The 13,338-nt window shown below is 67.2% G+C and carries 9 protein-coding genes; 8 read left to right on the forward strand and 1 reads right to left on the reverse strand.

Going from position 1 to position 13,338, the window contains the following annotated elements; translation table 11 throughout:
- The 5 genes from PMI12_RS01085 to PMI12_RS01105 form a co-directional block, all read left to right on the forward strand.
- On the forward strand, window positions 1-3,517 hold a 3,517-nt coding region (locus PMI12_RS01085), incomplete at its 5' end, for a beta strand repeat-containing protein (protein WP_049965301.1).
- Window positions 3,518-3,569: 52 nt separating this feature from the next.
- Window positions 3,570-5,282, forward strand: a complete 1,713-nt coding sequence (locus PMI12_RS01090) for a type I secretion system permease/ATPase (RefSeq protein WP_007828148.1) — start codon at window positions 3,570-3,572, stop codon at window positions 5,280-5,282.
- Between the two features lie 61 nt (window positions 5,283-5,343).
- A complete protein-coding gene (locus PMI12_RS01095) occupies window positions 5,344-6,681 on the forward strand; it encodes an HlyD family type I secretion periplasmic adaptor subunit (protein WP_007828149.1) in 1,338 nt (445 codons plus the stop codon).
- A gap of 129 nt (window positions 6,682-6,810) precedes the next feature.
- Window positions 6,811-7,800: a tRNA dihydrouridine(20/20a) synthase DusA gene (dusA, locus tag PMI12_RS01100; protein ID WP_007828151.1), complete on the forward strand. Its 990-nt coding sequence runs from the start codon at window positions 6,811-6,813 to the stop codon at window positions 7,798-7,800.
- A gap of 162 nt (window positions 7,801-7,962) precedes the next feature.
- Window positions 7,963-8,748, forward strand: coding sequence for an IclR family transcriptional regulator (locus PMI12_RS01105; protein WP_007828152.1), 786 nt, complete (start codon window positions 7,963-7,965; stop codon window positions 8,746-8,748).
- A 103-nt stretch (window positions 8,749-8,851) separates the two neighbouring features.
- Here the strand turns inward: PMI12_RS01105 and PMI12_RS01110 are convergent, their stop codons facing one another.
- Window positions 8,852-9,487 carry a GntR family transcriptional regulator gene (locus tag PMI12_RS01110; RefSeq protein WP_007828153.1) on the reverse strand — a complete coding sequence of 212 codons (636 nt, stop codon included), beginning with the start codon at window positions 9,485-9,487 and terminating at the stop codon, window positions 8,852-8,854.
- Window positions 9,488-9,615: 128 nt separating this feature from the next.
- Here PMI12_RS01110 and scpA point away from each other — a divergent pair, with 128 nt between their 5' ends.
- The 3 genes from scpA to meaB are packed head-to-tail and all read left to right on the forward strand — an operon-like array spanning window position 9,616 to window position 13,303.
- Complete coding sequence (gene scpA, locus PMI12_RS01115) at window positions 9,616-11,778, forward strand: methylmalonyl-CoA mutase (protein ID WP_007828154.1); 2,163 nt, start codon at window positions 9,616-9,618, stop codon at window positions 11,776-11,778.
- An 8-nt stretch (window positions 11,779-11,786) separates the two neighbouring features.
- Window positions 11,787-12,260, forward strand: coding sequence for a GNAT family N-acetyltransferase (locus PMI12_RS01120; RefSeq protein ID WP_007828155.1), 474 nt, complete (start codon window positions 11,787-11,789; stop codon window positions 12,258-12,260).
- On the forward strand, window positions 12,254-13,303 hold the full coding sequence (gene meaB / locus PMI12_RS01125) for a methylmalonyl Co-A mutase-associated GTPase MeaB (RefSeq protein ID WP_007828156.1): 1,050 nt from the start codon (window positions 12,254-12,256) through the stop codon (window positions 13,301-13,303). Before PMI12_RS01120 ends, meaB begins: the two co-directional genes overlap by 7 nt.
- Window positions 13,304-13,338: the final 35 nt, after the last annotated feature.

A 13,338-nucleotide genomic window follows, 5' to 3' on the forward strand; every position in this document is an offset into this window, starting at 1 on the left:
GGTGACCGAGGATGCCTCGACGCCGAACCTGAGCACCAGCGGCGCGCTGACGATTGCCGATGTAGACCAGGGGCAGTCGAACTTCACGCCCCAGGCTGGCACCGCGGGTAGCAACGGCTACGGCAACTTCACGCTGGCGGCCGACGGCACTTGGATCTATGCGGCCGACAACAGCCAAAGCGCGATCCAACAGCTTGGCGCAGGTCAGTCGATCAGCGAGAGCTTCACCGCAGTTTCCTCCGACGGCACAGCCAACCAGCTCGTGACCGTGACCATCACCGGCACCAACGACGTGCCGGTGATTGGTGGCGTCGCCAGCGGCGCGGTGACCGAGGATGCCTCGATGCCGAACCTCAGCACCAGCGGTGCGCTGACGATTGCCGATGTGGATGCGGGCCAGTCGAACTTTGCGCCCCAAGCGAGCACGGCCGGCAGCCATGGCTATGGCAACTTCACGCTGGCGGCGAATGGCAACTGGAGCTTCACGGCCGACAACAGCCAAAGCGCGATCCAGCAGCTCGGTGCGGGTCAGTCGATCAGTGACAGCTTCACCGCCGTGTCGTCCGATGGGACGGCCAGCCAAATGGTGACTGTGACCATCACCGGCACCAACGACGTGCCGGTGATCGGCGGCGTCGCCAGCGGCGCGGTGACCGAGGACGTATCGACGCCGAACCTGAGCACCGGTGGTGCGCTGACGATTGCCGATGTGGATACGGGCCAGTCCAGCTTCGCAGCCCAGGTTGGCACTGCCGGAAGCAGCGGCTATGGCAACTTCACGCTCGCAGCCAATGGCAACTGGACCTACACGGCCAACAATGGCCAAGCGGCGATCCAACAGCTCGGTGCAGGTCAGTCGATCAGCGAGAGCTTCACCGCGGTCTCGTCCGACGGAACGGCCAGCCAAGTGGTGACGGTAACGATCACCGGCACCAACGACGTGCCAGTGATCGGCGGCGTCGCCAGCGGCGCGGTGACCGAGGATGCCTCGACGCCGAACCTGAGCACCAGCGGTGCGCTGACGATTGCCGATGTCGATCAGGGCCAGTCGAACTTCGCGCCCCAAGCGGGCACTCCCGGCAGCCATGGCTATGGCAACTTCACGCTGGCGGCGAATGGCAACTGGACCTACGCGGCCAACAATGGCCAAACGGCGATCCAACAGCTTGGCGCAGGTCAAACGATCAGCGACAGCTTCACTGCAGTCTCGTCCGACGGAACGGCCAGTCAAGTGGTGACCGTGACGATCACCGGGACCAACGACGTACCGACGATTGGTGGTATGGCCAGCGCTACGGTGCAAGAAGACGTCGCGGTGTCCGGTGGCAGTCTCGCGGCCAGCGGCGCGCTGACGATTGCCGACGTGGATGCGGGTCAGTCGAATTTTGCGCCTCAAGCGAGCACCACCGGCAGCAATGGCTACGGCAGCTTCGCATTGGCAGCCGACGGCAACTGGACCTACACGGCCAACGACGGCCAGACGGCGATCCAGCAACTGGGCGCCGGTCAATCAATCAGCGACAGCTTCACCGCAGTCTCGTCCGACGGCACCGCCAGCCGGGTTGTGACCGTGACCATCGCCGGCACCAACGATGCCCCTGTACTGAATGCTGCCGCGACACCCGCCCTGGCGTCGGTCAACGAGGATGCCGGCGCGCCGGTCGGTGCCGTCGGGACGCTCGTATCGAGCCTGGTGAATCTGAATCCGCCGGCCGGCGGCCTCGACAACGTGACCGATGCGGACAACGGCGCCATCACCGGCATCGCGTTGTCGGGGGTGAATGCCTCCAACGGAAGCTGGTGGTATTCCACCAACGGCGGCGCCAGCTGGGCAGCGGTGGGTGCGGTGTCGGACGCGTCCGCGCTGCTGTTGGCCGCGGACGCGAACACGCGTGTCTACTTCCAGGCGAATTCGAACTTCAATGGGACAATCGGCAATGGCGTCACCTTCCACGCCTGGGACCAGACGAGCGGCACGGCAGGCACCACGGCCAGCACCGTGACGAATGGAGGCAGCTCCGCGTTCTCGAGCGCCACCGACACGGCGAGCATCACCGTCAACGCGGTGAACGACGACCCGGTCGCCGCGACCGACAGGGTCATCGTGTCCAGCAGCACGCTGGTCACGCTGTCGGCGAGTTCGCTGCTCGGCAACGACACCGACATCGACGGTCTTGCCTTGACGATCACAAGTGTCAGCGGCGCGGTCGGGATTTCGGGCCTGACCCTGGACGCCACCAACGGCACGATCAGCTTCACCAGCGGCAGCACGGCGGGCGCCGCGGCCGGCAGTTTCCAGTACACCGTGTCGGACGGGGCCGGCGGCACCGCCACGGCAACGGCGACGATCGACGTCATGGCCGTGTCCACCGGCAACGCAGCCGACACGATCGATCTCAGCGCGGCCGGCACCTACCAGGCCTCCTTCATCGATGGCCGCGGCGGCGCCGACAACCTGACCGGCGGTGCGGGCGGTGACGTCTTCATCGGAGGCAGCGGCAACGGAGCCGACACGCTGCTCGGCTCTTCCGGCAACGACCTCCTGATCGGTGGCGACGGCAACGACACCCTGTCGGGCGGTGCCGGCAACGATGTGCTGCGAGGCGGCCTGGGCAGCAACGACTCGATGGATGGCGGTGCCGGCACCGAGGACCTGCTCGACTTCTCGGATGGGACCGTGGCGGTCAATTTCACGCTGGTCCAGAGTGCCGTATCGACCAGCATCGTCAACGGCACCGGCGGACTCGGTAACAACGACACCTACCAGAACATCGAAGGCGTGATCGGAACGGGCCTGGCCGACACCCTCACCGGCAGCGCCTCGAACGACATCATCCGCGGTGGTGCCGGCAACGACACGCTCGATGGGGCAGGGGGCACCGGTGACCTGCTCGACTTCTCGGACGGCACCGCCGGGCTCACGTTCACGCTGACGCAAAGCAGCAGCCCGACGAGCTTCAATGCCAGCGCCGCCGGGCTTGGCACCGACAGCTACAGGAACTTCGAGGGCGTCATCGGCACGGCCTTCGCCGACACGATCACCGGTTCGGCGTCGAACGATCAATTGCGCGGCGGCGGCGGCAATGACGTGATCAACGGCCTTGCGGGCGACGACCGCATCGTCGGTGGGGCCGGCGCCGACATACTCACCGGCGGCGCGGACAACGACACCTTCGTCTTCGACTCGGCACCCAATGCTGTGGATTCGATCACCGACTTCGATGCGTCGGGATCGGCGGCGAGCGGCGACCTGATCGAGCTGTCGCGCGGCACGTTCACGGCCCTCACGACTGCGAGCGGAAGCACGCTGTCGGCGGCCGAGTTCGCGTCCTTGAACGGCGGTGGCGCGGGAGACGTGGTGGGGGCGGGCGTGCACGTGATCTACGACAGCGCGACGGGCAACCTGTATTACGACGCCGACGGCCTGGGCGCCGCCAACCGCACGCTGGTGGCGACGTTGACGCTGAGCAATCCGGCCGACACCTTCGACAGCAACGACATCAAGGTCGGGCTGTGAGAAACCGCCCGCCGCCCGCGGGTGCGGGTGGCGGCACAAGAGAGAAATCGACATGAAGCCACTTCTCCAGCTTCTCGAGCGGCCGCTTCTTTTCGTTGCGGGCTTCTCGTTCTTCGTGAACCTGCTGCTGCTCGCCCCCGCGCTTTTCATGCTGCAGGTTTTCGACCGCGTGCTGACGAGCCAGAGCCGGGAGACGCTGCTGGTGCTGCTGATCGGCGTCGCTGTGGCGCTCGGCCTGATGCTGATGCTGGACTACCTGCGCAGCCGGCTGCAGGGCGTCGCGGGCAATCTGATCGCCGATCAGCTGTCTCCGGTGGTGGCCAAGGTCATGCTGGCCCGCACGGCGCGGCGCGCCGAGCGCGTGCCTTCCGAAGGCTTGCGCGACGTCGCAGCGCTGCGCAGCCTGTTTTCCGCCCAGGGCCTGCTGGCCCTGTTCGATGTGCCATGGACATTCGTCTATGTCGCGGTCATCTGGATGGCGCATCCGATGCTGGGCATGGCCGCCGCCGCCGCGTCGGTGCTGATGCTCATCCTTGCCGTGGTGAACGACCGCATCACGCGCCGCGACATCGAAGCCTTGCAGAAGGACGCCGCCAGGGCCACGCGCTACCTCGAATCCTCGATGCAGAACGCGGAGCTGGCGCAATCGCTCGGAATGGGGGAGGCGGTGATCGGGCGCTGGCGGGATCTCAACGCCGGCGTCGCCGCGCGGCAGGGGCCGACCGCGCGCAAGTCGGTGGCGATGGCTGCGCTCACGCGCACCACGCGCCAGGCGGTGCAGGTCCTGTTGCAGGCACTGGGTGCCTACCTCGTCATCACGGGCGAAGGCACGCCGGGCATCCTGGTGGCCTGCACCATCCTGCTCGGCCGGGCGCTGGCGCCGGTCGAACAGGTGGTGGGGAGTTGGCGCGTCCTGGCCGAGGGGCGCCTTGCCTTCGCGCGCCTGTCCGAGGTGCTGGGTGCCGCCGAGCGGCAGCCGCAACGCATGGCGCTGCCGGCGCCGAGTGGCCGCCTGTACGCGGAGGGCCTCGTGTTCCGGCCTCCGCAGGGCGAGCGGATGATCCTCGCGGGCGTGTCGCTGAGCCTGGAGCCCGGCGAGTCGCTGGCCATCACCGGCCCCAGCGGTGCCGGCAAGTCGACCCTGGTGCGCCTGTTGACCGGCCTGTGGCGACCGCATGCAGGTGTCGTACGGCTGGACGAGGTCGACCTCGCGCAATGGCCGCGCGAAGAACTCGGCCCCTGGCTCGGCTATGTGCCGCAGGATGTCGAGCTGTTCGCCGGCACCGTTGCCGACAACATCGCGCGGCTGGGCGAGGTCGATGCGGACAAGGTCGTGCAGGCGGCACAGCGTGCCGGCGTGCATGCGCTGATCCTGGCGTTGCCCGAGGGCTACGACACCGTCGTCGACAACATGGGCGTGATGCTGTCGCCGGGCCAGCGCCAGCGCATCGCGCTGGCGCGCGCGCTCTATGGCAACCCGAAGCTGCTGGTGCTGGACGAGCCCAACTCCAACCTGGACGGGGCGGGCGAACTGGCGCTGGGCGAGGCCTTGAAGGCGCTGCGCGGGCAGGTCACGGTGGTCGTCGTCACGCACCGCAGCGCGCTGGTGCAGCATATGGACAAGCTCCTGGTGTTGGAGGCCGGCCGCGTCAAGCAGTACGGACCGGCGGCGGAGGTGATGCAGACGATCAGGCGTTCGGGCCAGAACACGGGCAGCGCCCAGGTGGTGATGATGCCGTCGCGCCCTGCGGAGAAGGTGTCATGAGCGCCGCGCCGGGCCGCCCCAAGCAAGCTCGCACCGCAGTGCGCAGCACGGAGGTTGTCCGATGAATCACGCGGCGCATGCCATCGCGGCCAACGACCCTCTCGCGCTGCATGTGCGCGAAGCGCGCCGCCTGATGCACTGGGGCCTGGCCGTGCTGGTCTGCGGATTTCTGCCGGCCGCCGCGTGGCTGGGCTTCGCGCCGCTGTCGTCCGCCGTGGTGGCGCAGGCCTATGTGAAGGTGGACCTGAACCGGCGCCCGGTGCAGCATGCCGAAGGCGGCATCGTGCGCGAGGTCCTGGTGCGCGACGGCCAGCATGTGCGGCTGGGCGAGCCCCTGCTGGTGCTGGGCGACGTCTCGGTCGATGCCGACAGGAACCGGCTGGACCACCGCGTCAAGACCGAGCGCGCCAGCCTCGCGCGGCTCGACGCGGAGCAGACCATGGCGCGCACGATCACCTTCGCTCCCGACGTGGTCGAGACCGCGGCGGCCGACCCACGCCTGGCAGCGCAACTGGACAAGGAGCGCGCGCTGTTCGAGGCGCGGCGCGATGCGCTGGTGGGGCAGGTGCGCCTGCTGCGTTCGCAGCGCGAGAAGGTGGCCGAGGAGATCGGCGCGCTGCGCGCTCAGATCATGCAGGCGAGCGAGTCGATGAAGTTCCAGAAGAACGATCTGGAGACCAACCGCAAGCTGCTCAAGGATGGCTTCATTTCGGCCACGCGCATCGCGCAGCTCGAAGGCACCGTGGCCGACTACGGCGTGAAGATCGAGGAGCGGCGCGCGGAGCTGGCGCGCGCCGAGCAGCGCACGGTCGATGCCGATCTGCGCATCCGCTCGCTCGAGAGCGACTACCGCCAGCAGGCGAGCGACCAGCTCAAGGTCACGGCGGCGCGACTGGCCGAGATCGAGCAGGAGCGGCGCAAATCGGCCGACGCCTCGGCGCGCCAGGTGATCACGGCGCCGGCCAGCGGCGAGATCATCGATCTGAAGTATTCGACGCCCGGCGCGGTGATCCCGCCTCGCGAGACCATCGCCGACGTGGTGCCGGACGACACCCGCCTGGTGACCGATGCGCGCGTCCGCCCCGAGGACATCGGGCGGATTCAACGCGGGCAGCCGGCCGACATCCGGTTCACGGCATTCAAGTACCGCACCACGCAATTGGTGCACGGCAAGGTGATCTATGTGTCGGGCGACCGCCTGGTCGACCATGCGACCGGCGCTCCCTACTACTCGGTGCTGGTCGAGGCCGACCCGGCTTCTCTCGCGACGGCGGGAGACCTGAAGCTGCTCGCCGGCATGCCTGCCGAAATCTACCTGCGGGGAGAGGAGCACACCGCGCTCCAGTACATGGTGGAGCCGATCACCCAGGTGCTGCGCCGCGCCGCGCGCGAGCGTTGATGCGCCGCAGCCCTGCGTGCGGCGGCGCTGGCGCAGGGGGCAAAATGCGGGCATTCGCCGTGCGCGCCTTGCGCTTGAAAAATGTTCTGCTGCTTCGGCGGGACCTGAAGCGGCAAGTCATCGTTATCTATGGACATTGAACACACCTGGGCCGGCCGCTTGTCGGTTGCACCGATGATGGATTGGACGGACCGCCATTGCCGGTACTTCCATCGCCTTCTGTCGCGCCACGCATTGCTCTACACCGAGATGGTGACGACCGGTGCGCTGGTGCATGGCGACGTGCCCCGGCACCTGCGCTTCCACGCCGAGGAACACCCGGTCGCACTGCAGCTGGGCGGCAGCGAGCCGGCGGACCTGGCGCACTGCGCGAAGCTCGGCGAAGAGTGGGGCTACGACGAGATCAACCTGAACTGCGGCTGCCCCAGCGAGCGCGTGCAGCGCGGCGCTTTCGGCGCCTGCCTGATGAACGAGCCGCAACTGGTGGCCGACTGCGTGAAGGCGATGGTCGATGTGGTGAGCGTGCCCGTCACGGTCAAGCACCGCATCGGCATCGACAAGATCGAGAGCTACGAATTCGTGCGCGACTTCGTGGGCCAGGTGAGCGAGGCTGGTTGCCAGACCTTCATCGTGCACGCGCGCAATGCGTGGCTGAAGGGACTGAGCCCGAAGCAGAACCGCGAGATTCCGCCGCTGCGCTACGAGCTGGTGCACCGGCTGAAGCACGAGTTTCCGTCGCTGCGGTTTTCCATCAACGGCGGTATCTCGGTCAGCGCACAGGTGCACGAACACCTGCGCCTGCTCGACGGCGTGATGGTCGGGCGCGAGGCGTATCACAACCCCTGGTGGCTGGCCGAGTGGGACGCAGAGTTCTACGGCGCAGAAGCGCAATCGCTGACGCGCGACGAGGTCGAGTCGCTGATGTGCGACTACATGGCGCGCGAGGCGGCCGAGCATGGCACGCAGTGGTGGTCGATCGCGCGGCACATGCTGGGCCTGCGCAACGGCTTGCCGGGCGCGCGGCGCTGGCGCCAGGTCTGGAGCGATCACCGGCTCAAGATGCTGCCTGCGCACGAGGTGATGGCGATGGCGCGCGAGCCGGCTGCGCAAGCCGCCTGAAGCCCCACACGCATCGCACGCTTTCCCCAAAAGCAGGCCCGCCGCGGCTTGCTGCCTTTTGTTGAAACATTGTTCCGAAATCTCTACTTCGCGATAAGTGGCGCGTCAACCGTTTTTTGCTGAAAAATGAGGAGCATCAGGGACATAAAAAGGTTTGGATAAATGAATGACGCGGTTGGCGGCAAAGAAGAGGTAAGTGCGCTCGCCAGGGGCCTGGCTCTCCTCAGGGTCATCGGCATGGCATCGGCACCCATAGGCAATCGCGAACTGGCTGACACCACGGGCATCCCCAAGGCCACGGTGTCGCGGCTCACCGCCACGCTGGTGAGTGCGGGGTATTTGCGACAGTCGCAGGACAGCGAGCGCTTCAGCCTCGGCCCGGCGCTGCTCGACATGAGCAGCCGTTACCTGCGCCAATTCGACCTGCGCACGGTGGCGCGGCCGCACCTGGCGGCGCTGTCGGAATCGGCCGGCGTGAGCGTGCACATGGGCGTGCGCGACGAACTCGACATGCTCATCATCGATTCGGTGCGGCCGCGTTCCATGGTCATCAGCTCGCGCATCGAGGTGGGCACGCGCATGACCATCGCCACCTCGGCCGCCGGGCGCGCCTACCTGGCGGCGTTGCCGGCGCAGGACCAGGCCGAACTGCTGGCGCAGATCCGAGCCGAGAGCGGGGAGAGCTGGAGCGCCATCGAGCCCAGCCTGATGGCCGGCCTCGACGAGTACGCCCGGCTGGGCTACTGCGGCTCTTTCGGCGAATGGAATCCGCACATCCACGCCATCGCCTTCGCACTGGAGGGCCCGCGCGGCGAACGCTACTCAGTGAGCTGCGCCGGCCCCGCATACCTGCTGCCCAAGGACACGATGGTGGTGCGCATCGCGCCGCTGCTGCTGGAGACGGCGCAGCGTCTCGCCGGGGAAGCAGGAACCTCGAGCCAGGAATGAGGGGCGCCCGGCCCTGATTGCTCAGCTTCAGCACGTAGCCCCGGCCGCATTCCAATGCGCCATGGAGGTGTTCCTCGCCGGCACGGCGCCGCGCTGGCAGGTTTCAGTTCGCGGCTTCGAGGCCGTTCTGGAAGTGCTCCCGCATGCGGGCCATGGCGGCTTCCGCGTCGCGCGCCTCGATGGCGGCCATCACCGAGCGGTGCTCCGCCAGCGACTCCGCAATGCGCCCCGCCTTCAACAGCGAGTTGTGCCGGTTGAGCTTCATCACCTTGCGCAGGTCGGCCACCATCTGGTCGCGCCACTTGTTGTTGGCGATGGCCAGCAGCTGCATGTGGAAGCGCTCGTTGATCGCGAAGAAATGCTCGCGGTTTCCGACCGCGGCTTCCAGCTCGGCATGCAGCGCCTTCAGCTCCGCACGCTGCGCGTCGGTGGCACGCTCGGCCACCACGCCGGCGGCATCGCTTTCCAGCAGTGAGAGCAGGTGGTAGACGTCGGCCAGGTCCTGCTCCGACACCTCGGTGACGTAGGCGCCGCGCCGCACCTTCATCGTGACCAGGCCCTCGGCCGCCAGCACTTTCAAGGCCTCGCGCAGCGGCGTGCGGCTGATGCCGTATTCCTCGGCCAGCTTGAGTTCGTCGATCCAGCTGCCGGGCTCCAGCTCGCGGCGGAAGATCCGCTGGCGCAGCAGCTCGGCCACCTCTTCGTAGAGGGCGCGGGGGGTGAGGGTAACGGCGGACATGGGCCGGACTGTACTGCAAAAATGGGGTTTGAATTAATAATTATGGATCGGTTAGACTCGCGGCCGGCTTGCAAATCCGTGCAGGCGAATTTGCGAATACCCTGAAAGACCCTGCGAACGGCCCCTTCATGAGCAGCACACCCGAACCCTCTTTCAAGCCCGCCGATCTCGAAGCCTGGGCCAAGGCCGCTGCCAAGTCAGCGCCGGGCGGCGACGTGAATGCGCTGAACTGGATCACGCCCGACGGCATCGCCGTGAAGCCGCTGTACACCGCCGCCGACCTGCAGGGCCTGAAGTACACCGACACGCTGCCCGGCTTCGAGCCCTACCTGCGCGGCCCGCAGGCCACCATGTACGCGGTGCGCCCCTGGACCATCCGCCAGTACGCAGGCTTCTCCACCGCCGAAGAATCGAACGCCTTCTACCGCAAGGCGCTGGCTGCCGGCGGCCAGGGCGTGAGCGTGGCCTTCGACCTCGCCACCCACCGCGGCTACGACAGCGACCACCCGCGCGTGACGGGCGACGTCGGCAAGGCCGGCGTGGCGATCGATTCGGTCGAGGACATGAAGATCCTGTTCGACCAGATCCCGCTGGACAAGGTCAGCGTGTCGATGACGATGAACGGCGCCGTGCTGCCGGTGCTCGCGGGCTACGTGGTCGCGGCCGAAGAGCAGGGCGTGGCGCAAGACCAGCTCAGCGGAACCATCCAGAACGACATCCTCAAGGAGTTCATGGTCCGCAACACGTACATCTTTCCGCCAGCGCCGAGCATGCGGATCATCGGCGACATCATCGAGTACACGGCGCAGAAGATGCCCAAGTTCAACTCGATCTCGATCAGCGGCTACCACATGCAGGAAGCCGGCGCCAACCAGGCGCTGGAACTGGCCTTCACGCTGGCCGACGGCAAGGAGTACGTGAAGACCGCGCTGGCCAAGGGCCTCGATGTGGACGGCTTTGCCGGTCGCCTGAGCTTCTTCTGGGCCATCGGCATGAACTTCTATCTTGAAGTCGCCAAGATGCGCGCAGCGCGCCTGCTGTGGTGCCGCATCATGAAGGAGTTCAACCCGAAGAACCCCAAGAGCCTGATGCTGCGCACGCACTGCCAGACCTCGGGCTGGAGCCTCACCGAGCAGGACCCGTACAACAACGTGGTGCGCACCACCATCGAGGCGATGGCCGCGGTGTTCGGCGGCACGCAGTCACTGCACACCAATGCGCTCGACGAAGCCATCGCGCTGCCCACCGAGTTCAGCGCCCGCATCGCGCGCAACACGCAGCTCATCATCCAGGAAGAGACGCACATCACGAACGTGATCGATCCCTGGGCCGGCAGCTACATGATGGAGAAGCTCACGCAGGACATGGCCGATGCGGCCTGGGCCATCATCGAAGAGGTCGAAGCGATGGGCGGCATGACCAAGGCGGTCGACAGCGGCTGGGCCAAGCTCAAGATCGAGGCGGCCGCCGCCGAGAAGCAGGCGCGCATCGACTCCGGCAAGGACGTGATCGTGGGCGTCAACAAGTACAAGCTCAAGACCGAGGATGCGATCGACAGCCTCTCCATCGACAACGTGATGGTGCGCGAGCAGCAGGTCGCGCGGCTGCAGAAGATCCGCGCCTCGCGCGACGGCGCCAAGGTGCAGGCCGCGCTCGACGCGCTGACCGAAGCCGCGGAGAACGGCACCGGCAACCTGCTCGCACTCAGCATCGATGCGGTGCGCCTGCGCGCCACGGTGGGCGAGATTTCGGATGCGCTCGAAAAATCATTCGGCCGCCATCGGGCCGACACGCAAAAGGTGACCGGTGTGTACGCTGCTGCCTACGATTCGGCCGAGGGCTGGGAAGCGCTGAAGACCGAAATCAACGCCTTCGCCGAAGAACAGGGGCGCCGTCCGCGCGTGATGATTTCCAAGCTCGGGCAGGACGGTCACGACCGCGGCGCCAAGGTGGTGGCCACGGCCTTTGCCGACCTGGGTTTCGACGTCGACATGGGCCCCCTGTTCCAGACGCCCGAGGAATGCGCGCGGCAGGCCATCGAGAACGACGTGCACGCTGTCGGCGTCAGCACGCTGGCCGCCGGCCACAAGACGCTGGTGCCGGCCATCATCGACGAGCTGAAGAAGCAGGGCGCGGACGACATCATCGTCTTCGTCGGCGGTGTGATCCCGCGGCAGGACTACGACTTTCTCTACGAGGCCGGCGTCAAGGGCATCTACGGCCCGGGCACGCCCATTCCCGCCAGCGCCAAGGACGTGCTGGAACAGATCCGCGCGGCGGTCTCGGCCTGAGAAGCGACGTGGGCGATCTCTTGTCGCGGCTGTCGCTGCAGCCGGTGGATTCCAGCGATTTCGAGGCCATGCTGGCCTTGCGCATCGACGCGATGCGCCCGAGCCTGGAGCGCGTGGGCCGCTTCGACCCGGCGCGTTCGCGCGAACGCCTGAACGCGGGCTTCGTGGTGCCCTACATGCACCACATCGTGCTCGACGGCGACCAGCGCATCGGCTTCGTCACGCTCAAGCCCGAGGGCAGCGACGCGCTGCGCCTCGAGCACCTCTACCTGCGCACAGGCTTCCAGGGGCTGGGCATCGGCGAATGGGTGCTGGAGTGGGCCAAGTCGCAGGCGCGCGAGCAGCATCTCGACATCAAGCTCACTGCGCTCGTGCAGAGCGACGCCAACCGCTTCTATTTGCGGCACGGCTTCGTGCTCGAAGGCGAGGAGGGCGTCGACCTGCATTACCGCTGGCGCGTGTCTCCGGAGGACGCGTGCTGAACACCGTGCAAGCGCTGGAAAGCGCGGTCGTCGATACGTCGGGCATGTCGCAGCGCCGCGCGATCGCCAAGGCGATCACGCTGCTCGAATCGACCCGCGACGACCACCGCGCGCAGGCCGACGAGCTGCTCACCGCGCTGCTGCCGCGCACCGGGAACTCGTTTCGCCTCGGCATCTCGGGCGTGCCCGGTGTGGGCAAGTCGACCTTCATCGAGACGCTGGGCCTGCTGCTGATCGGCAAGGGGCATCGCGTGGCGGTGCTTACCATCGATCCTTCGTCCACCGTGTCGGGCGGCTCCATCCTCGGTGACAAGACGCGCATGGAGCACCTCTCGGTGCACGAGCGCGCCTACATCCGGCCCAGCCCGTCGAGCGGCACGCTGGGTGGCGTGGCCGAGAAGACGCGCGAGGCGATGCTGGTGTGCGAGGCCGCGGGCTACGACATCGTGATCGTCGAGACCGTGGGCGTGGGCCAGAGCGAAACGGCCGTGGCCGGCATGACCGACATGTTCGTGCTGATGCAGCTGCCCAACGCGGGCGACGACCTGCAGGCCATCAAGAAGGGCGTGATGGAGCTCGCCGACCTGGTCGTCATCAACAAGGCCGACATCGACAAGGACGCCGCCACGCGCGCGCAGGCGCAGATCACCTCGGCGCTGCGCCTTTTCGGCCACCAGGGCAACCCGGACCACGCGCATGCGGTGCATGACGCGCACAGCGGCACGGAGGTGCGCTTCTGGCTGCCCAAGGTGCTGCAGCTCAGCGCGTTGGCAGGCACGGGCGTCGACGCGTTCTGGGACGCCGTCACGCAGTTCAGGCAACTGCAGACCGCCAACGGCAGGCTCGCCAAACGCCGCGAGAAGCAGGCCACCGCGTGGATGTGGGAGCGCATCGACGCCGGGCTCAAGCACGCCTTCAGGCATCACCCGCAGGTGCGCGAGCTGCTGCCCGGGCTCACGCAGCAGGTGGCGCAGGGCACGTTGCCCGCATCGACCGCGGCGCGCCAATTGCTTGCGGCAGCCGCCATCACCGCCAGGCCATGACACCACACGAAATTCAGGACCACAGCTTCGGAAGC

Source organism: Variovorax sp. CF313 (assembly GCF_000282635.1).
In the GTDB taxonomy this organism is placed as follows: Bacteria; Pseudomonadota; Gammaproteobacteria; order Burkholderiales; family Burkholderiaceae_C; genus Variovorax.